Source organism: Variovorax sp. J2L1-78 (assembly GCF_030317205.1).
GTDB classification, from domain to species: domain Bacteria; phylum Pseudomonadota; class Gammaproteobacteria; order Burkholderiales; family Burkholderiaceae_C; genus Variovorax; species Variovorax arabinosiphilus.
This window is the reverse complement of record NZ_JASZYB010000001.1, coordinates 2,218,218-2,237,582: the sequence shown is the minus strand read 5'-3', so window position 1 is coordinate 2,237,582 and position 19,365 is coordinate 2,218,218. Positions and strand designations below refer to the sequence as shown.

Genomic DNA, 19,365 nt, shown 5'->3' with positions numbered 1-19,365 from the left:
AAACACCGCGGAACCGGCTTTGCCGGGCCGCTGGTGTTGCCCCCGGTAGGGGGTGGGCGCCCGACACGAAGTGCGGGCAACCTGGGGGCGAGCCTTGTTAACGATTCTCTTCGACGGCATTGCCTACGGCATGCTGCTGTTCGTGCTCGCGGTCGGCCTCGCCGTGACGCTCGGGCTGATGAACTTCATCAACCTAGCGCACGGCGCCTTCGCGATGGCCGGTGGCTACCTCACGGTGTTCGCCATGCAGAAGCTGGGCATCCCGTTCCTGCTGTGCCTGCCGCTGGCCTTCGTCGTGGTGGGGGCGGCCGGCGCGTTGCTGGAACGCACGCTGTATCGGCCGATGTACGGCAAGTCGCATCTTGACCAGGTGCTGTTCTCCATCGGCCTGACCTTCATGGCGGTGGCCGCCATCGACTACTTCGTCGGCTCGTCGCAGCAGAACATCCAGCTGCCCGAATGGCTGCGCGGGCGCACCGAGGTCGGCGACGGCGCGCTGATGCTCGGCATGGGGCACTACCGGCTCTTCATCATCGCTGTGTGCGCGGTGCTGGCCATCGTCTTGCAGCTGATTCTGTCCAAGACGCGCTTCGGCAGCCGGCTGCGTGCGGCGGTCGACGACGCGCGGGTGGCGGCCGGGCTGGGCATCGACGTGAACCGCGTGTTCCTGCTCACCTTCGCCGTCGGCTCGGGGCTCGCCGGGCTGGGCGGCGCACTGGGCGCGGAGATCCTGGGGCTGGACCCGAGCTTTCCGCTCAAGTACATGATCTATTTCCTCATCGTGGTGGCCGTCGGCGGTACCTCGTCGATCACCGGGCCGCTGCTGGCGGCCCTGCTGCTCGGCGTGGCCGACGTCGCGGGCAAGTATTTCATCCCGAAGATGGGCGCCTTCACGGTCTATCTGCTGATGATCCTGATCCTCATGTGGCGTCCGCAGGGCCTGTTCACGCGGCGAGGCGGCAAGTGATGGACGACGCTCGGACCGATGCGCTGCGCAAGCGCCTGCTCGACCCGGCGCGCTGGCGCCCGTGGGAGTTCGCCGTGTGGGCGCTGGCCTTTGCACTGCCCTTGGCCATGCCGTCGCATGCGTTGATGGTCAACGAGATCGCCATCGTCGCGCTGTTCGCGATGTCGCTCGACCTGATCCTGGGCTACACCGGCATCGTCTCGCTCGGCCATGCGGCGTTCTTCGGCTTCGGCGCCTATGCCGCGGCGCTGTTCGCCAAGCACGTCATGCCCGACCCGACGGTCGGCCTGCTGGTCGCCGTGGCGCTGTCGGCGGGCGTCGGTGCGCTGGCCAGCGTGACGATCCTGCGCGGCAGCGATCTCACGCGGCTGATGGTCACGCTGGGCACCGCGCTGCTGCTGCTCGAGCTGGCCAACAAGCTCGACGGGCTGACCGGCGGCGCCGACGGGCTGCAGGGGGTGGTCATGGGGCCGGTGCTGGGTCAGTTCGACTTCGACCTCTACGGCCGCACGGCCGCGTGGTATTCGCTGTCGGTGGTGCTGCTGCTCTTTCTGCTGATGCGGCGTCTGGTGCGCTCGCCCTTCGGCGCCACGCTCAAGGCCATCCGCGACAACCGGCTGCGCGCGATGGCGATCGGCATTCCGGTCGTCTCGCGCATGGCCGTGATCTACACGGTGGCGGCGGCCATCGCCGGTGCGGCCGGCGCATTGCTGGCGCAGACCACCGGCTTCGCGTCGCTCGACGTGCTGGCCTTCGACCGCTCGGCCGACGTGCTGCTGATGCTCGTGATCGGCGGCGTGGGCTGGCTCTACGGCGGCATCGCGGGCGCGGTCGTCTTCAAGCTGCTGCAGGACGCGCTGTCGTCCGTCACGCCGCAGTACTGGATGTTCTGGATCGGCCTGATCCTGGTGCTGCTGGTGCTGGTCGGCCGCGACCGGCTGCTCAAACCGTGGACCTGGGGGCGGCGATGAGCGACACCGTTCTTTCGGCCCAGGGCCTGGTGATGCGCTTCGGCGGCATCGTGGCCACGCACGACGTGACGCTCGACCTGCGGCGCGGGGCGCGCCATGCGCTGATCGGCCCCAACGGCGCCGGCAAGACCACGCTGATCAACCTGCTGACGGGGGTGCTCACACCGACCGCTGGGCGCATCGTGCTCGAGGGCGAGGACATCACGGGCACGGCGCCGCACCGCCGCGTCGCGCGCGGGCTGGTGCGCACCTTCCAGATCAACCAGCTCTTCGATGCGATGACGCCACTGGAGACGCTGGCGCTCGTCGTGTCCCAGCAGCGCGGGCTCACGCGGCAATGGTGGCGTGCCTTGGGCAGCGACCGGGGTGTGGTCGAGCGGGCGGGGCAACTGCTCGAGCAGTTCCGCCTGGCCGAGGTGGCGCTACAGCCCACACGCGAACTGGCGTACGGCAAACGGCGCCTGCTGGAGATCGCCATCGCGCTGGCTTGCGAGCCGCGCGTGCTGCTGCTCGACGAACCGGTGGCCGGCGTGCCCGCGGGCGAGCGCGAGGAACTGCTGCAGACGGTGGCCGCGCTGCCGGCGGATGTGTCGGTGCTGCTGATCGAGCACGACATGGACCTGGTGTTCAGCTTCGCCGATCGCATGACGGTGCTGGTCAACGGCGCGGTGCTGACCGAAGGCACGCCGGAGGCGATCGCGGGCGATCCGCGCGTGAAGGCGGTGTACCTCGGAGAGGGCGCGACCCATGGCTGACGCGTTGCTGCAGATCGACGACCTGAGCGCGGGCTACGGCGAAGCGGTGGTGCTCACCGGTATCTCGCTCACGCTGGCCGAAGGCCGCACGCTGGCGCTGCTCGGCCGCAACGGCACCGGCAAGACGACGCTGATCAACACGCTGGCCGGCGCCACGCGCCAGCACGGCGGGCGCATCGTGCTCGGTGGCGTCGAACTGAGCCGGCAGGCATCGCACCGCCGCGCCGCCGCGGGCATCGGCTGGGTGCCGCAGGAGCGCAACATCTTCAAGTCGCTGACGGTGCACGAGAACCTGACCGCCGTGGCACGCCCCGGCCACTGGACGCCCGAGCGCGTCTACGCGATGTTCCCACGCCTGGCCGAACGCAAGGGCAACCTGGGCACGCAACTGTCGGGGGGCGAGCAGCAGATGCTGGCCGTTGCGCGCGCCCTGGTGCTCAACCCGCGCCTGCTGCTGCTCGACGAGCCGCTCGAGGGCCTGGCGCCGATCATCGTGGAAGAGCTGCTGCGCGTCATCCGCCGCATCACGCAGGACGACGGGCTGGCGGCCATCATCGTCGAGCAGCATCCGCAGGCGGTGCTGGCGATCTCCGACGATGCGGCGGTGCTTGACCAGGGGCGGCTGGTGCACACCGCGCGTGCCGACGTGCTGCGCACCCAGCCCGAGGTGCTCGACCGCCTGCTCGGCGTGGCGCGTTGACGCCACGGCGACGTCGTTGCGCGAGAATGCGCCACTGTCTGCCGTGGAGGGATTCACAATGAGAGAAAACCATCGGTCCACCGTGACCGCCGCACACAAGGCATTGGCCATGGTGATCGCTGCCAGCGATCTCGACCGCCTGCCGGTGACGCACTTCGAGCCGACGGACCTGCCGGGTCTACCCGACGCCGCGCGGCGCAGCCCCGTGGTCGCGCGGGAAGACACGCAGCAGGCCAACCGCATGCGGGCGGCTTCCCACCTGTTCCTGGTCGCGGCGAGCAACGCGATGGCGGCGGCGCTCGACCTGGGCAAGGTGTCGATGGAAATGACGACCGCGGAGCGTGAAGCCATGCTGCACGCCATCGGCGCGCAGGCGACCGCCGCCGGGCACTGCGCCACGCAGGCCTCGAAGATCCTGACCGGCGAGATCGATCCACCGGAGGACGACTCCGTCGTCGTCTCGAAGCTGGTGTCTTGAGCCTCGCGCTTGGCGCTTCAGCCTCAGATCGGCAGCGCCGTCGTGCTCTTCACCCGGTCGAGCACGAAGCTGGTCTTGCAGTCCTGCACGCTCGGGTGCTTGAGCAGCGTGTCCATCACGAAGCGCGAGTAGTGGGCCATGTCGGCGACCACCACGCGCAGCAGGTAGTCCATGTCGCCGGTGAGCGAATGGCACTCGATCACCTCGGGCCAGCCCTGGATGGAGGCTCGGAAGGCGTCCATCGGGCTGCGCTTGTGGCTCTCGGTGTGCTTCTCGAGCCGAACGTTGATGTAGGCCATCAGCGGCAGGCCGACGCGCTCCGGATGCAGCAGGGCGACGTAGCCCTGGATCACGCCCGATTCCTCCAGCCGCTTGACACGCCGCAGCGTGGCCGACGATGACAGGCTGACCTGGGCCGCCAGCTCGTCGTAGGTGGCGCGGCCGTTGGCCTGCAACGCGCGAAGCACGCGCAAATCGATGGTGTCGAGTTCGACTGGAGCGCTCATGGCTGGGATTTTGCAGGAATCCTGCGTGATCGGCCATCGCAGGGCTGCAAGTTGCAGGAATCGTGTGCCGCAAGCGCCTAGCATCAGCCAGAACCCCACCTGCAATTTCTGGAGACACACGATGGCTGACCATTTCGAGAACCCCATGGGCCTGCAAGGCTTCGAATTCGTCGAGTTCGCCTCGCCCACGCCGGGCGTGCTGGAGCCGGTGTTCGAGATGCTGGGCTTCACGCTGGTCGCCAAGCACCGCTCCAAGGACGTGGTGTTGTACCGCCAGGGCGACATCAACTTCATCGTGAACCGCGAGCCCAAGAGCCAGGCCGCCTACTTCGCGGCGGAGCACGGTCCGTCGGCCTGCGGCCTGGCCTTCCGTGTGAAGGACGCGCACAAGGCGTACAACCGCGCGCTCGAACTGGGCGCCCAGCCGATCGAGATCGCCACCGGCCCGATGGAGCTGCGCCTGCCGGCCATCAAGGGCATCGGCGGCGCGCCGCTGTACCTGATCGACCGCTACGAAGAAGGCAAGTCGATCTACGACATCGACTTCGAGTTCATCGACGGCGTGGACCGCCACCCGGTCGGCCACGGCCTCAAGCTCATCGACCACCTCACGCACAACGTGTACCGCGGCCGCATGACCTTCTGGGCCGACTTCTACGAGAAGCTCTTCAACTTCCGCGAGATCCGCTACTTCGACATCTCCGGCGAATACACCGGCCTCACCTCGAAGGCCATGACGGCACCGGACGGCAAGATCCGCATCCCGCTCAACGAGGAATCCAAGAAGGGCGGCGGCCAGATCGAGGAGTTCCTGATGCAGTTCAACGGCGAAGGCATCCAGCACATCGCGCTGATCTGCGACAACCTGAAGGACGCCGTGGACAAGCTGGCCCTGGCCGGCGTGCAGACGGCCACCGCGCCCAACGACATCTACTACGAGATGCTCGACACCCGCCTGCCGGGCCACGGCCAGAACGTGCCGGAACTGCAGGCACGCGGCATCCTGCTGGACGGCACCACCGAAGGCGGCCAGCCGCGCCTCTTGCTGCAGATCTTCTCCACGCCGATGCTGGGGCCGGTGTTCTTCGAGTTCATCGAGCGCCGCGGCGACTACCGCGACGGCTTCGGCGAGGGCAACTTCAAGGCGCTGTTCGAATCGCTCGAGCGCGACCAGATCCGCCGCGGCGTGCTCGACACCGCCGAGGCCTGAGCATGTCGGCCGCCGAAGCGACCAAGCACGGGCTCGCAGCCGGCGACGCGGCCAAGCCCGACCGGCCCGATTGGACCATCGACCAGGGCTGGTCGGACTACACGCCGGCCGAGCATGCCGTGTGGAGGACGCTCTTCGAGCGCCAGACGAAGCTGCTGCCCGGCCGCGCCTGCGACGAATTCGTCGAGGGCATGAAGAACCTGCCCATCGGCGCTGACCAGATCCCGGACTTCCTGGAACTGAGCGAGGTGCTGATGCAGCGCACCGGCTGGCAGGTCGTGGCCGTGCCGGGCCTGGTGCCCGACGAGGTGTTCTTCGAGCACCTGGCCAACCGGCGCTTCCCTGCCGGCAACTTCATCCGCAAGCCGCACGAGCTCGACTACCTGGAAGAGCCCGACGTCTTCCACGATGTGTTCGGCCATGTGCCGATGCTGATGAACCCGTCGATCGCCGACTACATCCAGGCCTATGGCGTGGGCGGCCTGCGCGCCAAGAAGCTGGGCGTGCTCGACAAGCTGGCGCGCGTCTACTGGTACACGGTCGAGTTCGGGCTGATCCAGCAGAAGGACGGCCTGCGCATCTACGGCGCGGGCATCGCGTCGTCGCGCACCGAGAGCGTGTTCTCGCTGGACGACCCGTCGCCCAACCGCATCGCCTTCGACCTGGAGCGGGTGATGCGCACGCACTACCGCATCGACGATTTCCAGGAAAGCTACTTCGTCATCGACAGCCTGGCCGAGCTGCTCGAGCTGGCGACGATCGACTTTGCGCCGCTGTACGAACGCATCGCCGGGCAGCCGGAGTACCAGCCGGGCGACGTGCTGCCGACCGACCGCGTGATCACGCGCGGCACGGGCCGCTACCACGCCGCCAAGCACCAGCAGACCGTCGTGGCCTGACGGCGCGAGGCCGCGGTCAGTAGCGGGCGACCTGCCGGCCGATCTCCGGCCAGCGCCGGTGCAGCCAGACCCAGGCCACCAGGCCGATCCCCATCATGAGGATCGACGTCACGGCCAGTGCCAGCGTCGAATGCATCACCAGCGGTGCGATCACGCCGGCCACCAGGCCGTTGGCGGTCGAGCCGATGACGGCCTGCAGCGACGACGCCATGCCGCGCCGCTCGGGGTGCAGGTCGAGCACCAGCAGGGTCACCACCGGCACCATCAGCGCCCAGCCGAAGGCGAACAGGCCGATCGGCCACATGGCCCAAAGCGCATGCGGCTCGAACAGTGCATTGGCGACGACGTTGGCGGCCGAGGTCGCCAGCATGATGACGAAGCCGTCCCGGATCTGCCGCTTGGGCGCGACCTTGCCGGCCATGCGGCCGCTGGCCCAGGCGCCGGCCATGATGCCGCCGATGGTCAGCAGGAAGAACCAGAAGAACTGCGTGGGCGCCAGCCCCAGGTGGTCGCCCAGGAAGGCCGGCGCCGACAGCACGTAGAGGAACATGCCGTTGAAGGGCACGCCGCTGGCCAGCGCCAGCAGCAGGAAGCGCGGGTCGGAGCACAGGTCCCAGTAGCCGCGCATCAGGTGACGCGCATTGAACGGCTGGCGCTGCGTGGCGTGCAGGGTCTCGGGCAGCAGCTTCCAGTTGGCCGCGAACAGCACCACGCCGACCGCCACCAGGAACCAGAAGACCGCGTGCCAGCCGGCATGGACGAACAGGAAGCCGCCCACGATGGGCGCGATGGCCGGCGCCACGCCGAAGTAGATCGTGACCTGCGCCATCACCTTCTGCGCCTCGGCCGGCGGGAACATGTCGCGGATCACCGCGCGCGACACCACGATGCCTGCTCCGGTCGACAGACCTTGCAGCGCGCGGAACAGCACCAGCTGCCCGATGGTCTGCGACAGTGCGCAGCCGAGCGATGCGAGCGTGAACACGGCCAGTCCCCAGAGCACGACCGGGCGCCGCCCGAAGCTGTCCGACAGGGCGCCGTGGAACAGGTTCATGAAGGCGAAGCCGAAGAGGTAGGCCGACAGCGTCTGCTGCATCTCCACCGGTGTCGCGCCGATCGATTTCGCGATGCCCGAGAAGGCCGGGATGTAGGTGTCGATCGAGAAGGGCCCGAGCATGCCGAGCACCGCGAGCAGGATGGCCAGCGCCCATCGCGGGGCTTTCCAGAGGGTTTGGGCGTCGGGGTTCATGAGGGTCTCAACAAAAAAGCGGACTTGCCGAACGCAGGGTCCGGCAAGTCCGCTCGTGGGGGCGTCGCTGCTTACAGCGTGTCGATGAAGGAGCGCAGCTTGTCCGAGCGCGACGGGTGCTTGAGCTTGCGCAGCGCCTTGGCTTCGATCTGGCGAATGCGTTCACGCGTCACGTCGAACTGCTTGCCGACTTCTTCCAGCGTGTGGTCGGTCGACATCTCGATGCCGAAGCGCATGCGCAGCACCTTGGCTTCGCGCGGCGTCAGCGAGTCGAGGATGTCCTTGACCACGTCGCGCAGGCCGGCCTGCATCGCGGCCTCGATCGGCGCCGTGTTGCTGCTGTCCTCGATGAAGTCGCCCAGGTGCGAATCGTCGTCGTCGCCGATCGGCGTTTCCATGGAGATCGGCTCCTTGGCGATCTTCATGATCTTGCGGATCTTGTCTTCCGGGATCTCCATCTTCGCGGCCAGGATGCCGGCGTCGGGCTCGAAGCCGAACTCCTGCAGATGCTGACGGCTGATGCGGTTCATCTTGTTGATCGTCTCGATCATGTGCACCGGGATGCGGATGGTGCGCGCCTGGTCGGCGATCGAACGGGTGATGGCCTGGCGGATCCACCACGTCGCGTAGGTCGAGAACTTGTAGCCGCGGCGGTATTCGAACTTGTCGACCGCCTTCATCAGGCCGATGTTGCCTTCCTGGATCAGGTCCAGGAACTGCAGGCCGCGGTTGGTGTACTTCTTGGCGATGGAGATCACCAGGCGCAGGTTGGCCTCGATCATCTCCTTCTTGGCGTCGCGCGACGATCGTTCGCCGTCGTTCATGCGCTTGTTGATGTCCTTGAGCTCGGTCAGAGGCACCACGACGCTCGACTGGATGTCGGCCAGTTGCTGCTGCAGCTCCTGCACCGGCGGAATGTTGCGGGCCATCACCGTGCTCCACGGCTTGCCGGCGGCCGCCTGCTTCTCGACCCACTTCAGGTTGAGCAGGTTGGACGCGATGCGGTTGCCGTTCTTGTCGTAGCCGGAGAAGTCGCGGATGAAGTCTTCCTGCGGGAAGCCGCACTTGTCCACGATGATGCGGCGCAGCTCGCGCTCCTTTTTGCGGATGTCGTCGACCTGCGTGCGCACCAGGTCGCACAGCTTCTCGATGGTCTTGGCCGTGAAGCGGATGGTCATCAGCTCGTCGGACATCGCCTGCTGGGCCTTGTTGTACGCCGGTGTGCCGTAGCCTTCCTTGTCGTAGATCTTGTGGATCTTCTCGAACATGTCGGCAATGCGGTCGAAGCGCTCGAGCGCGTCGCGCTTGAGTTCTTCCAGCTTCTTGGTCAGTGCCTTGGAGCCGCCCTTGCCGTCGTCGTCGTCCTCTTCGTCGAATTCGTCGAAGTCTTCTTCGGCCACGTAGTCGTCGGCCTCGTTCGGGTTCGAGAAGCCGTCGACGATGGTCGAGATGACGACCTTGCCTTCACGGATGGTCGCGGCCATTTCCAGGATCGCGGCGATGGTCTTGGGCGATGCGGAGATCGCCTCCATCATGGCCATCAGGCCGCCTTCGATGCGCTTGGCGATCTCGATTTCGCCTTCGCGCGTGAGCAGCTCGACCGTGCCCATTTCGCGCATGTACATGCGCACCGGGTCGGTCGTGCGGCCGAATTCGCTGTCGACGGTGGAGAGCGCGGCTTCGGCTTCCTCTTCGGCTTCTTCCACCGTGGTGGCGGTCGGCGCGGTGTTGTTCAGCAGCAGCGTCTCGGCGTCGGGCGTCTGTTCGTAGACGGCCACGCCGAGGTCGTTGAGCATCGTGACCACGACTTCCATGGTCTCGGCATCGACCAGCTTGTCAGGCAAGTGGTCGGAGATTTCGCCCTGCGTCAGGTAGCCGCGGGTCTTGCCCAGCGTGATCAGCGTCTTCAGGCGCTGGCGGCGCTTGGCCATGTCTTCTTCGGACAGGACGGTTTCGTCCAGGCCGAATTCCTTCATCAAGGCGCGTTCCTTCGCCTTGCTGATCTTCATGCGCAGCGGCTTGACCTTCTCGACGGTGGTCGTGTCCGTGCCCGCTGCAGCCGCGGGTTCTTCCTCGGCGAACTCGGCCTCGACGTCGGAGAAGTCTTCTTCGATTTCCTTGGGCTCGTTGCCGGCCTTGGGCTTGCGGCCGCGCTTGGCGCCGGTGGCAGCAGGTGCGTCAGCGGCGGCGGCCTTGGGCGGGCGGCCGACCTTCTTGGCGGTGGCAGGGGCAGGTGCGGCCTTCAGGGCGGCGGTCTTGACGGGGTCGGCGGAGGGCGTTTTCGTGGGCACGGATTTCACTTTCGTTGCGGCAGTCGCCTTGGACGCGGCGGCACTCTTCTTTGCAGGTGCAGGCGATGCTGTCGCTTTCAACGGTTTGGCCGAAGCGGGCTTCTTGGCGACGGAAACGGCAGGCTTCTTTGTACTGGGCATACGACCTCGTGGAACAAGAATGAAACAAGCGGAATCACTGGCGCCACAGACCCGGCGCGGGCACGGACACAGACGGACAGGAGGAACGGATTTCCTCAGGACGGGGACCGAAGTCCCCTCAAGAAGCAAGATGTCGGGCGAACATTTGGTGTGCAGTCCTTGCGGTGTATTGACCCGTTTCCCGTCGGGAAGTGCATTGCGCGTGGGGTCGGCCCGGAGGTGCTGCTGTCGCTCTTGCCTCATTCGTCGCGAGACGAAGCCCTACATTATAGCCGGAACCCGGCTTTTCAAGAGGCTAGGCGTGTTTCAGCCCGGCACGGATGGCTTCAGGCGGTGGCGCAATTCCAGCCGCCGCGCCTCCAGCGCCTTGTAGCGTTCCAGCGCGGACGGGTCGCTTCCCACCGCGGCGATCGCCTCGCTCTGGCGCGCCTTGAGCAGGTCGTCCAGCATGAAGTCGAGCACGTTGCGCAGTTCCTTGGCGGCACCGGCGGCCTGTTCGCCCTCGGCGTCCGCGACGGAGCCGCCCTCCGGTTCGGTCATGAGCCGTTCGGCCAGGGCTTCGAAAGGCTGGCCGCGCAGGCCTTCGCGCAAGGCGGCCCAGGGCTGCACGCCGTGCTCGTGGCACTGGCCGTCGAGCCAGGTGAAGAGCTGCCCGTGCTCGCCGGGCAGGTCGCACAGCAGGCCGTGCAGTTCGTGCGACAGCGCTTCCCATTCGTGCATGTTCGACATCAGCAGGCGGGCGGCGACGTCGGCGCGCCCGGGCGGTCGCAGCCGGGTGCGGCCGACGCTGCCCGACGCCGCCGGCGCCCGCCGATCACCCCAGTTGCCGCGACCGGGCTTGTCGCCCCAGTTGCCGCGGCCCTTCCCGCCCTGTCGCCCGTAGGTGATCGGCGTGCCGTCGTCCTGGTAGCGCATGACCTCGGCGGCGGGCGGCGGCGCGGGGGGGCGGGCCGGCGGCGGTGCGGCCGTGGGGGTCCAGAGCGAGCTCAGGTCGGGCACGCCCAGCTGCACGAGTTCGGCCAGCTCCGTGAGCAGCTGCCGCTTGAGCGCGCCGTCGGGCAGGGCGCTCCACAGCGGTTTGGCGTTGGCGGCCATGTGGGCGCGGCCCTCGGCGGTGCCCAGGTCGCAGCCTTCGCGTGCCGCCTCCACCAGGAAGCGGCTGAGCGGCGTCGCCTCGTTCACGAAGCGCGCGAAGGCCTCGGCACCGTGCTCGCGGATGAAGCTGTCGGGGTCGTGCTCCGCCGGCAGGAACAGGAACTTGATGCTGCGCACGTCGGTGGCATAGGGCAGGGCGCCGTCGAGCGCCTTGCGCGCGGCACGGCGGCCGGCGGCGTCGCCGTCGAAGCTGAACACCACCGACTCGGTGAAGCGGAAGAGCTTCTGCACATGCTCGGGGGTGCAGGCGGTGCCCAGCGTGGCGACGGCGTTCGGGAAGCCGAGCTGCGCCAGCGCGACCACGTCCATGTAGCCCTCGGTGACCAGCGCGTAGCCGCGGTCGCGGAAGGCCGCGCGCGCCTCGTACAGGCCGTAGAGCTCGCGGCCCTTGCTGAAGACGGGCGTCTCCGGGGAGTTGAGGTACTTGGGCTTCTCGTCGCCCAGCACCCGGCCGCCGAAGCCGATGCATTCGCCCTTGACGTTCCGGATCGGAAACATCACGCGGTCGCGAAAACGGTCGTAGCGCTTGCCGTCCCCGTTGTCGTCGGCCTCGCCGACGATCACCAGGCCGCTTTCGGCCAGCAGCGGGTCGTCGTAGTCGGGAAAGACGCTCGCCAGCGAACGCCAGCCGGCCGGAGCGTAGCCGATGCCGTAGAGCCGCGCGACCTCGCCGGACACGCCGCGGCCCTTGAGGTACTCGATGGCGCCCGGCGACTGGCGCAGCTGCTTGCGGTAGGCCTCGCCGGCCTTTTCCAGCACCTCGGACAGCGTGGCCTGCTTCTGCCGCTGGCCGGCGGCGCGGGCGCGTTCCTCGGGCGAGGCGTCGTCCTCAGGCACCTGCAGGCCGTACTGGCCCGCCAGGTCGTGCACCGCTTCGACGAAGCCCATGCCGGCGTGCTCCATCAGGAAGCCGATGGCGTTGCCGTGCACCCCGCAGCCAAAGCAGTGATAGAACTGCTTGGTCGGGCTGACCGAGAACGACGGTGACTTCTCGCCGTGGAAGGGGCACAGCCCCATGAAATTGGCGCCTGCCTTCTTGAGCTGCACGTAGCGCCCGACGATTTCCACGACGTCCGCACGGGCGATCAGTTCCTGGATGAATGAGGGCGGGATGGTCATGGGGGAGCCGCAAATGATACGCATGCGGCTGAAATGAAACCCACCCCCCGATGCGCCTTGCGGCGCCTCCCCCTCAAGGGGGCGCACCCAGCGGCCTGGCAAAGCCAGTTCCGCGGGTGCCCTGGCATCCGGCCGCGCCGGTTCCATCGGCTTCGGGTGACGCGCAGCGCAATGGATAACTGACATGGCGCGGGCATGGGGCGCGGTCATACTGGCCCGTTCCACGCCCTCGCACCATGAACGCCCGCCGCCTTCCCCATTTGTCCCCGGTGCTGCAGCATCCGTTTCGATTCCTGTGGTCGGCCGTCAAGGGCTTCAAGGCGAACCAGGGGCTGCTGCTGGCAGGGGCGGTGGCGTACTACGCGCTGCTGTCGATGGTGCCGCTGCTCATCCTCAGCGTGATCGCGTTGTCGCATGTCATCGACCAGGGCGAGCTGCTGACCACCGTGGGCCGCTACCTCGAATGGCTGCTGCCGGGCCAGTCGCGGGCCGTGGTCGCCGAACTGCGCAACTTTCTGGCGCACCGCGATGTGCTCGGTCCGGTGCTGCTGGTGACGATGATCTTCTTCAGCTCGCTCGCCTTCACCGTGCTGGAAAGCGCCATGGCGAACATCTTCCATCACCGCAAATCGGAACGATCCCGGCATTTCCTGGTGTCGGCGGTGATGCCCTACCTCTACATCCTGAGCCTGTGCGTGGGGCTGCTGCTGGTCACCCTCGTGTCGGGCGCGCTGCAGCTCATCGGCCAGGAAAGCGTCGATCTGCTGGGCTACAGCTGGTCGCTGTCGGGCGTCTCGGGCGTGCTGCTCTACCTGCTGGGGCTGGGGGGCGAGGTCTTCATGCTGACCTCGCTCTACCTGGTGATGCCGGTGGGGCGCCTGTCGCTGCGGCATGCCCTGCTGGGCGGCATCACCGCCACCGTGCTGTGGGAGGTGACGCGCCGCCTGCTGGTCTGGTATTTCTCGACCCTGTCCCAGGTCAATGTCGTCTACGGCTCCCTCACCACCGCGATCGTGGTGCTGCTGAGCCTGGAGATCGCCGCCACGCTGGTGCTTTTCGGCGCCCAGGTCATTGCGCAGTACGAGCGTCTCGATCGCCAGCAACCGGTTCCAACGCCATAGACATTCTTCGCCAGGAACACCGCGGAACCGGCTTCGCCGGGCCGCTGGTGTTGCTCCCGGAAGGGGGAGGGCGCTGCCACACGCAGTGGGCAAGCCTTCGGGGGAGAGCTTATTTCGGTGCCAGGCGGATGGCGCCGTCCAGGCGGATCACTTCGCCGTTGAGCATGTCGTTCTCGATGATGTGCTTGGCCAGCTTGGCGTAGTCAGCCGGCGTGCCCAGGCGAGAGGGGAAGGGCACGTTGGCAGCCAGCGCGTCCTGCACCTCCTGCGGCATGCCGAAGAGCATGGGCGTGCCGAAGATGCCGGGGGCGATCGTCATGTTGCGGATGCCGCTGCGCGCCAGGTCGCGGGCGATCGGCAGCGTCATGCCGACAATGCCGCCCTTCGAGGCGCTGTACGCGGCCTGGCCGATCTGGCCGTCGTAGGCCGCCACCGAGGCGGTCGAGATCAGCACGCCACGCTCACCGGTGGCTTCGGGCTCGTTCTTCGACATGGCGTCGGCGGCCAGGCGGATCATGTTGAAGCTGCCGATCAGGTTGATCGTCACGGTCTTCGTGAAGGCCGCCAGCGCGTGCGGACCGTTCTTGCCCACGGTCTTCTCGCCGATGGCGATGCCGGCGCAGTTGACCAGGCCGAACAGCTTGCCAAGCTTGAGCGCGGCATCGACCGCCGCCTGGCCGTCCGCTTCCTGCGTCACGTCGCACTTGACGAACACGCCGCCGATGTCGCGTGCGACCGCTTCGCCCTTGTCGGCCTGCATGTCGGCCACCACCACCTGGGCGCCGTTGGCCGCGAGCATCCGTGCCGTGCCTTCGCCCAGGCCCGAGGCGGCGCCGGTGACGATGAAAACCTTGCCTTCGATCTGCATGCGTGTGTCTCCTGAGTGTGTTGAACGCACGATTATCGAAGAGCCGGACGAAAAAAAGCCCCACCGGGGTGGGGCTTGCGTCGGACCCGAGGGATCCGAGGAGGACAGCAGTGGCTCAGCGCTTGCGCGAAGCGGTCTGAGCGGTGCTCTTGGCCGCGTTCACGGCGGTGGTCTGCACCGCGTTGAAGTTGGCTTCGGCGACGTCGGTCGCTTGCTTGACGGCCTTCTGGACCGACTCAAACGCGTTGTTGGCGGCAGCCACGGCGCTCTTCATCACGGCGACGGCGGTTTCCGAGCCAGCTGGGGCGTTCTTGGCAGCGCTGTCGACCAAGCCGACGAAGGCTTGCTGGGCTTCAGCGGCCTTGCCTTCGAAGGCCTTGGAGAATTCGGCGCCGGTGCCTTGGGCGATGTCGTACAGGTGACGGCTGTAGGCCGAGGTCTTTTCAGCCAGCGGCTGGAACAGGCTGGCCTGCAGGGCGAGCAGTTCCTGCGCGTCCTTGACGCTCAGCATGGCTTGCGTGGTGCTGGCGGCTTCGCTCAGGGCGGCCTTGGAAGCGGTCACGTTCAGTTCGACGAGCTTCTCGACGCCTTCGAACGCCTTGGTGGTCAGGCCGAACAGGGTTTCGAGGTTGGCCTTTTGGGCGGCGAGGATTTGGTCAGCGGTCAGTGCCATGGTGGTAACTCCGGTAAGGATTGAGGAATGGATCACGTTCGCTGCCCCTGTCTCGTCTATGTTGCGGTGCAGCATGAGCCGAAGTATAGGCAGCTGGGCCGTGCAATCAAGCCTTTTGGCAGGCGGCGGCGCAATTTAGAAGCCGGGTTCTAAACCGGCCGTTTCGCCGGATTTCGGCCTTGTTTTCGGTCGGCGGCACGCGCTGGCAGAATCCCGCGCCATGACGACTGCGCGCCCCCGCCCCCACCACCGCGACGGCTATCGCGCCTTCCATCGCATTCCCACCCGGTGGGCCGACAACGACATGTACGGGCACGTCAACAACGTCGTCTACTACAGCTGGTTCGACACGGCAGTGAACGCGTTGCTGATCGAGCGCGGCGCCCTGGACATCCACCAGGGCCAGACCATCGGCTTCGTGGTCGAGACGCAATGCAACTACTTCGCACCGCTGGCGTTTCCCCAGACGGTGGAGGCGGGCATCCGCGTCGCGCAGGTGGGAAGCTCCAGCGTGCGCTACGAGATCGCCCTGTTTGCCGAGGGCGCCGAGACGGCGGCGGCCCAGGGGCATTTCGTTCATGTCTACGTCGACCGGCAGACGCAGCGGCCGGTGGCCTTGCCCGAAGCGCTTTTGCAGGTCGTCGCCGACCTGCGCGCTTGAAGAGAGGATTTCCATGAAAAACGGCGCCCGAAGGCGCCGTTTTTCATGTCTTCGCGGGAAGCGAATTACATCTTCTTCATGGCCTTGATGTCGGCCTTGCCCTTGGCTTCGTCAGCCTTGGCCTGCTTCACGCAGGCGCTCTTGGCGTCGCCGGTCTGGTCGTCGCACTTTTCCTTGGCGACTTCATAGGCCATGTCGACCTTTTCCTCGGCGACCTTGCGCTGGTGGGCAGCGGTCGGCTTGTAAGCCTGTTCCAACTCAGCCTTGGCGACCTTCTGGTTGCCGTCGGCTTCCTTGTTGCAGACGTCCTTGGCGTTGTCCTTCATCGTGTCGCATTGGGCCTTGGCGACCTTGTGGTCGGCCTCGATCTTTTCCTTGGCGACCTTGTACTCGTCCTTCGTCATCGCGCCGGCCTGGGCGCCGATGAAGCAGGTGGAAGCAATGGCGAGCATGAGCAGGTGTTTTTTCATGGAAGTTCTCCGTAAGTCTGTTGGATTGGTTTTGGATGCGAGCGAAAGAGGGTCAGTGCTTTTCGTACCAGAGCGCGGCCGGCGTGCGGCCTTCGGCGCTTTCCCAGGTCTTGACCTGTTCTTCGGCCTCGTCGCGGCTGATGCCATGACGTTCCTGGATGCGGCCCAGCAGTTGGTCGCGCTTGCCGGCAATGACGTCGAAATCGTCGTCGGTCAACTTGCCCCACTGCTCCTTGACCTTGCCCTTGAGCTGTTTCCAGTTGCCTTCGATGGTGTCTTTGTTCATGACGATCTCCTTCGTGAATGATGTGTTCCGCCTTTGGCTGCACCTTCTTCGGGGAAAGCGCTTTTTGGCTGGCGTGAAGGCACTGTCGTGGGTGTGGCTCGGCATGCCGGTAGGACGCCCCGGGCGGGGTCCGTAGGCACAAGCCGACGGGGACCGTGATAATCGAGCGCACGCCGACACCAGAGACACGCGCGCCGCACCATGATCATTCACAGCCTGCTCGACACCGACCTCTACAAGTTCACGATGATGCAGGTGGTGCTGCACCACTTTCCCGGTGCCCGCGTCGAATACCGCTTCAAGTGCCGCAACCCCGGCGTCGATCTGGCGCGCTTCGCCAGCGAGATCCGCGAGGAGGTCCGCGGCCTCTGCGCCCTGCAGTTCAAGGACGCCGAGCTCGCCTACCTCCGGTCGATGCGCTTCATCAAGAGCGACTTCGTCGATTTCCTCGGGCTGTTCCGCCTGAATGAGAAGTACATCGACATCACGCCGCTACCGACGGGCGAGCTCGACATCAGCATCAAGGGGCCGTGGCTGCACACCATCCTCTTCGAGATCCCCGTGCTGGCGATCGTCAACGAGGTCTACTTCCGCAACACGCAGAAGCGTCCCGACATCGAGGAAGGGCGCCGGCGGCTCGAGACCAAGATCGGCGAGCTGCAGGCCGAGGGCCTGTCCGACCTGAAGATCGCCGACTACGGCACCCGCCGGCGCTTCTCCAAGGCATGGCACGAAGAGGTGCTGCGCACCCTGACCGCCCGCCTGGGCGCGGTGACCGCACCGGTGCAACTGGGCGCCAAGTTGCCGCAGTTCGCCGGCACCAGCAATGTGCTCTACGCCATGAAGCTCGGCCTGATCCCGCTGGGCACCATGGCGCACGAGTACCTGCAGGCCTGCCAGGCCCTCGGCCCGCGGCTGCGCGACAGCCAGATCTTCGGCTTCGAGTCGTGGGCGCGCGAGTACCGCGGGGACCTGGGCATCGCGCTGTCCGACGTCTACGGCATGAGCGCCTTCCTGCGCGACTTCGACCTGTACTTCTGCAAGCTCTTCGATGGCGCGCGGCACGACAGCGGCGACCCGTTCCAGTGGGGCGAGCGCATGCTGGCGCACTACATCGCCAACCGGGTCGATCCGCTGACCAAGACGCTGATCTTCAGCGACGGCCTCACGGTGCCGCGCACCATCGAGCTCTACCGGCAGTTCCGCGGCCGCTGCCAGCTGGCCTTCGGCATCGGCACCAACCTGACCAACGACCTCGGCTACGAGCCGCTGCAGATCGTCATCAAGATGATCCGCTGCAACGGCCAGCCGGTGGCCAAGCTGTCCGACACGCCCTCCAAGAACATGTGCGACGACGAGAAGTACCTGGCCTACCTGCGGCAGGTCTTCGAGATCGCGTGACCCGCTCCCTGAAAGTGCATCCGCCGATGAAGAACGTGTCGCGCCGCCTGGCGCTGCTGGCGCTGCCCCTGCTGTCTCCTGCCCTGGCGCATGCCGCCGGGCTCGACGGCGCCCGCCTGTCGCCGCTGTGGGGCGTGCCTTTCGCAGGCCTGCTGCTGTCGATCGCGCTGATGCCGCTGCTGGCGCCGTCGTTCTGGCACCACCACTTCGGCAAGGTCGCTGCGGCGTGGGCGCTCGCGTTCCTGCTGCCGTTCGCCGCCGTCTTCGGGCCGGCATTGGCCGGCACGCAGCTCGCGCATGCCCTGCTGGCGGAATACATTCCCTTCATCATCCTGCTCACCGCGCTGTTCGCCGTGGCGGGGGGGATCCACATCCGGGGCAACCTGCACGGCGCGCCGGGGCTCAACGTGGCGATCCTGGCGATCGGCGCGGTGCTCGCGAGCCTGATGGGAACGACCGGCGCGTCGATGCTGCTGATCCGCCCGCTCATCCGCGCCAACGACAACCGGGTGCACAAGGCGCACGTGGTCGTGTTCTTCATCTTCATCGTCTCGAACGTGGGCGGCTCGCTCACGCCGCTGGGTGACCCGCCGCTGTTCCTGGGCTTCCTGAAGGGCGTGGAGTTCTTCTGGACCGCACGCAACATCCTGCCCGACACGCTCTTCGTGACCGGCGCGCTGCTCGCGATGTTCTGGGTCATCGATCGCCATTACTACCGCAAGGAGGGCGTGCTGCCGGTCGACCCCACGCCCGACACCCCGCGCATCGGCTTCGACGGCGCCATCAACTTCTGGCTGCTGGCGGCCGTGATCGCGCTGGTGCTCATGAGCGGCACCTGGAAGTCCGACGTCGTCTTCGACATCTACGGCACGCCGGTCGGCCTGCCGGGGCTGGTGCGCGATGCCGGCCTGGTCGCCATCACGCTGCTGTCGCTGAAGATCACGCCCGCCGCGGTGCATGCGGACAACCAGTTCAGCTGGGGTCCGATGGCCGAGGTCGCGAAGCTCTTCGCCGGCATCTTCCTGACCATCGTGCCGGTCATCGCGATGCTCAAGGCCGGCACCCAGGGGCCTTTTGGCGCCGTGGTGGCGGCCGTGACGCGGCCCGACGGGCAGCCCGACCCCGCCATGTACTTCTGGGCGACGGGCGCGCTGAGCTCCTTCCTGGACAACGCGCCGACCTACCTCGTGTTCTTCAACACAGCGGGTGGCGATCCGGCTGCGCTCATGACGACCTACGCCAGCACCCTGGCCGCCATTTCGGCCGGCGCCGTCTTCATGGGCGCCAACAGCTACATCGGCAACGCGCCCAACCTCATGGTCAAGGCCATCGCCGAAGACCGCGGCGTGCGCATGCCCAGCTTCTTCGGCTACATGGCCTGGTCGGGGGCCTGCCTGATCCCGCTGTTCATCGCCGTCACCTTCCTCTTTTTCCGCTGATCCAC

Annotated in this window: 19 protein-coding genes; 11 read left to right on the top strand and 8 right to left on the bottom strand. The window is 66.8% G+C overall.

The features are described 5' to 3' along the window. Window positions 1-94 precede the first annotated feature (94 nt). From QTH86_RS10625 to QTH86_RS10605, 5 genes are all read left to right on the top strand, one after another. A complete protein-coding gene (locus QTH86_RS10625; RefSeq protein ID WP_286644725.1) occupies window positions 95-967 on the top strand; it encodes a branched-chain amino acid ABC transporter permease in 873 nt (290 codons plus the stop codon). Then, complete coding sequence (locus tag QTH86_RS10620; RefSeq protein WP_286644726.1) at window positions 967-1,938, top strand: branched-chain amino acid ABC transporter permease; 972 nt, start codon at window positions 967-969, stop codon at window positions 1,936-1,938. Before QTH86_RS10625 ends, QTH86_RS10620 begins: the two co-directional genes overlap by 1 nt. Continuing rightward, complete coding sequence (locus QTH86_RS10615) at window positions 1,935-2,693, top strand: ABC transporter ATP-binding protein (protein ID WP_286644727.1); 759 nt, start codon at window positions 1,935-1,937, stop codon at window positions 2,691-2,693. The genes QTH86_RS10620 and QTH86_RS10615 overlap by 4 nt, the downstream gene beginning before the upstream one ends. Then, on the top strand, window positions 2,686-3,393 hold the full coding sequence (locus QTH86_RS10610) for an ABC transporter ATP-binding protein (RefSeq protein WP_286644728.1): 708 nt from the start codon (window positions 2,686-2,688) through the stop codon (window positions 3,391-3,393). The genes QTH86_RS10615 and QTH86_RS10610 overlap by 8 nt, the downstream gene beginning before the upstream one ends. Before the next feature lie 82 nt (window positions 3,394-3,475). Next, entirely contained in the window at window positions 3,476-3,871 is a 396-nt protein-coding gene (locus QTH86_RS10605) for a hypothetical protein (protein WP_286644729.1), read from the top strand. Window positions 3,872-3,894: 23 nt separating this feature from the next. Here QTH86_RS10605 and QTH86_RS10600 read toward each other — a convergent pair whose 3' ends face one another. Continuing rightward, a complete protein-coding gene (locus QTH86_RS10600; protein ID WP_286644730.1) occupies window positions 3,895-4,377 on the bottom strand; it encodes an Lrp/AsnC family transcriptional regulator in 483 nt (160 codons plus the stop codon). Between the two features lie 121 nt (window positions 4,378-4,498). Between QTH86_RS10600 and hppD the strand changes: the two genes are divergently transcribed. Further along, window positions 4,499-5,587 (top strand): 4-hydroxyphenylpyruvate dioxygenase, encoded by a 1,089-nt coding sequence (hppD, locus tag QTH86_RS10595; protein ID WP_286644731.1) that lies wholly within the window; start codon window positions 4,499-4,501, stop codon window positions 5,585-5,587. A 2-nt stretch (window positions 5,588-5,589) separates the two neighbouring features. Then, window positions 5,590-6,486 carry a phenylalanine 4-monooxygenase gene (gene phhA / locus QTH86_RS10590; RefSeq protein WP_286644732.1) on the top strand — a complete coding sequence of 299 codons (897 nt, stop codon included), beginning with the start codon at window positions 5,590-5,592 and terminating at the stop codon, window positions 6,484-6,486. A gap of 16 nt (window positions 6,487-6,502) precedes the next feature. On the opposite strand, the gene QTH86_RS10585 is transcribed toward phhA, so the two are convergent. The 3 genes from QTH86_RS10585 to dnaG form a co-directional block, all read right to left on the bottom strand. After that, window positions 6,503-7,735, bottom strand: a complete 1,233-nt coding sequence (locus QTH86_RS10585) for a multidrug effflux MFS transporter (RefSeq protein ID WP_286644733.1) — start codon at window positions 7,733-7,735, stop codon at window positions 6,503-6,505. A 71-nt stretch (window positions 7,736-7,806) separates the two neighbouring features. Next, complete coding sequence (gene rpoD, locus QTH86_RS10580; RefSeq protein WP_286644734.1) at window positions 7,807-10,167, bottom strand: RNA polymerase sigma factor RpoD; 2,361 nt, start codon at window positions 10,165-10,167, stop codon at window positions 7,807-7,809. Between the two features lie 306 nt (window positions 10,168-10,473). Further along, window positions 10,474-12,441: a DNA primase gene (gene dnaG / locus QTH86_RS10575; protein WP_286644735.1), complete on the bottom strand. Its 1,968-nt coding sequence runs from the start codon at window positions 12,439-12,441 to the stop codon at window positions 10,474-10,476. Between the two features lie 236 nt (window positions 12,442-12,677). On the opposite strand from dnaG, the gene QTH86_RS10570 reads away from it, so the two are divergent. Then, the gene (locus QTH86_RS10570; protein ID WP_286644736.1) at window positions 12,678-13,562 is read left to right on the top strand and encodes a YihY/virulence factor BrkB family protein; all 885 of its coding nucleotides are present in this window, start codon (window positions 12,678-12,680) and stop codon (window positions 13,560-13,562) included. Window positions 13,563-13,671: 109 nt separating this feature from the next. Here the strand turns inward: QTH86_RS10570 and QTH86_RS10565 are convergent, their stop codons facing one another. After that, window positions 13,672-14,430, bottom strand: a complete 759-nt coding sequence (locus QTH86_RS10565; protein ID WP_286644737.1) for a 3-hydroxyacyl-CoA dehydrogenase — start codon at window positions 14,428-14,430, stop codon at window positions 13,672-13,674. Window positions 14,431-14,545: 115 nt separating this feature from the next. Next, complete coding sequence (locus QTH86_RS10560; protein WP_286646719.1) at window positions 14,546-15,103, bottom strand: phasin family protein; 558 nt, start codon at window positions 15,101-15,103, stop codon at window positions 14,546-14,548. Window positions 15,104-15,323: 220 nt separating this feature from the next. On the opposite strand from QTH86_RS10560, the gene QTH86_RS10555 reads away from it, so the two are divergent. Beyond that, window positions 15,324-15,764 carry an acyl-CoA thioesterase gene (locus QTH86_RS10555; RefSeq protein WP_286644738.1) on the top strand — a complete coding sequence of 147 codons (441 nt, stop codon included), beginning with the start codon at window positions 15,324-15,326 and terminating at the stop codon, window positions 15,762-15,764. A 65-nt stretch (window positions 15,765-15,829) separates the two neighbouring features. On the opposite strand, the gene QTH86_RS10550 is transcribed toward QTH86_RS10555, so the two are convergent. Then, window positions 15,830-16,234, bottom strand: a complete 405-nt coding sequence (locus QTH86_RS10550) for a hypothetical protein (protein WP_286644739.1) — start codon at window positions 16,232-16,234, stop codon at window positions 15,830-15,832. Between the two features lie 52 nt (window positions 16,235-16,286). Then, on the bottom strand, window positions 16,287-16,520 hold the full coding sequence (locus QTH86_RS10545; RefSeq protein ID WP_286644740.1) for a CsbD family protein: 234 nt from the start codon (window positions 16,518-16,520) through the stop codon (window positions 16,287-16,289). A gap of 201 nt (window positions 16,521-16,721) precedes the next feature. Here QTH86_RS10545 and pncB point away from each other — a divergent pair, with 201 nt between their 5' ends. Both pncB and QTH86_RS10535 read left to right on the top strand, forming a co-directional pair. Beyond that, window positions 16,722-17,921, top strand: coding sequence for a nicotinate phosphoribosyltransferase (gene pncB, locus QTH86_RS10540; protein WP_286644741.1), 1,200 nt, complete (start codon window positions 16,722-16,724; stop codon window positions 17,919-17,921). Window positions 17,922-17,947: 26 nt separating this feature from the next. Then, window positions 17,948-19,360: a sodium:proton antiporter gene (locus QTH86_RS10535; protein WP_286646720.1), complete on the top strand. Its 1,413-nt coding sequence runs from the start codon at window positions 17,948-17,950 to the stop codon at window positions 19,358-19,360. Window positions 19,361-19,365: the final 5 nt, after the last annotated feature.

What these genes read in the sequence shown, in the direction of transcription:
- QTH86_RS10620 (WP_286644726.1), top strand. Translation starts at nt 967, where the DNA reads ATGGACGACGCTCGGACCGATGCGCTGCGCAAGCGCCTGCTCGACCCG.
- QTH86_RS10615 (WP_286644727.1), top strand. Translation starts at nt 1,935, where the DNA reads ATGAGCGACACCGTTCTTTCGGCCCAGGGCCTGGTGATGCGCTTCGGC.
- QTH86_RS10610 (WP_286644728.1), top strand. Translation starts at nt 2,686, where the DNA reads ATGGCTGACGCGTTGCTGCAGATCGACGACCTGAGCGCGGGCTACGGC.
- QTH86_RS10600 (WP_286644730.1), bottom strand. Translation starts at nt 4,377, where the DNA reads ATGAGCGCTCCAGTCGAACTCGACACCATCGATTTGCGCGTGCTTCGC.
- hppD (WP_286644731.1), top strand. Translation starts at nt 4,499, where the DNA reads ATGGCTGACCATTTCGAGAACCCCATGGGCCTGCAAGGCTTCGAATTC.
- phhA (WP_286644732.1), top strand. Translation starts at nt 5,590, where the DNA reads ATGTCGGCCGCCGAAGCGACCAAGCACGGGCTCGCAGCCGGCGACGCG.
- QTH86_RS10585 (WP_286644733.1), bottom strand. Translation starts at nt 7,735, where the DNA reads ATGAACCCCGACGCCCAAACCCTCTGGAAAGCCCCGCGATGGGCGCTG.
- rpoD (WP_286644734.1), bottom strand. Translation starts at nt 10,167, where the DNA reads ATGCCCAGTACAAAGAAGCCTGCCGTTTCCGTCGCCAAGAAGCCCGCT.
- dnaG (WP_286644735.1), bottom strand. Translation starts at nt 12,441, where the DNA reads ATGACCATCCCGCCCTCATTCATCCAGGAACTGATCGCCCGTGCGGAC.
- QTH86_RS10570 (WP_286644736.1), top strand. Translation starts at nt 12,678, where the DNA reads ATGAACGCCCGCCGCCTTCCCCATTTGTCCCCGGTGCTGCAGCATCCG.
- QTH86_RS10565 (WP_286644737.1), bottom strand. Translation starts at nt 14,430, where the DNA reads ATGCAGATCGAAGGCAAGGTTTTCATCGTCACCGGCGCCGCCTCGGGC.
- QTH86_RS10560 (WP_286646719.1), bottom strand. Translation starts at nt 15,103, where the DNA reads ATGGCACTGACCGCTGACCAAATCCTCGCCGCCCAAAAGGCCAACCTC.
- QTH86_RS10555 (WP_286644738.1), top strand. Translation starts at nt 15,324, where the DNA reads ATGACGACTGCGCGCCCCCGCCCCCACCACCGCGACGGCTATCGCGCC.
- QTH86_RS10550 (WP_286644739.1), bottom strand. Translation starts at nt 16,234, where the DNA reads ATGAAAAAACACCTGCTCATGCTCGCCATTGCTTCCACCTGCTTCATC.
- QTH86_RS10545 (WP_286644740.1), bottom strand. Translation starts at nt 16,520, where the DNA reads ATGAACAAAGACACCATCGAAGGCAACTGGAAACAGCTCAAGGGCAAG.
- pncB (WP_286644741.1), top strand. Translation starts at nt 16,722, where the DNA reads ATGATCATTCACAGCCTGCTCGACACCGACCTCTACAAGTTCACGATG.
- QTH86_RS10535 (WP_286646720.1), top strand. Translation starts at nt 17,948, where the DNA reads ATGAAGAACGTGTCGCGCCGCCTGGCGCTGCTGGCGCTGCCCCTGCTG.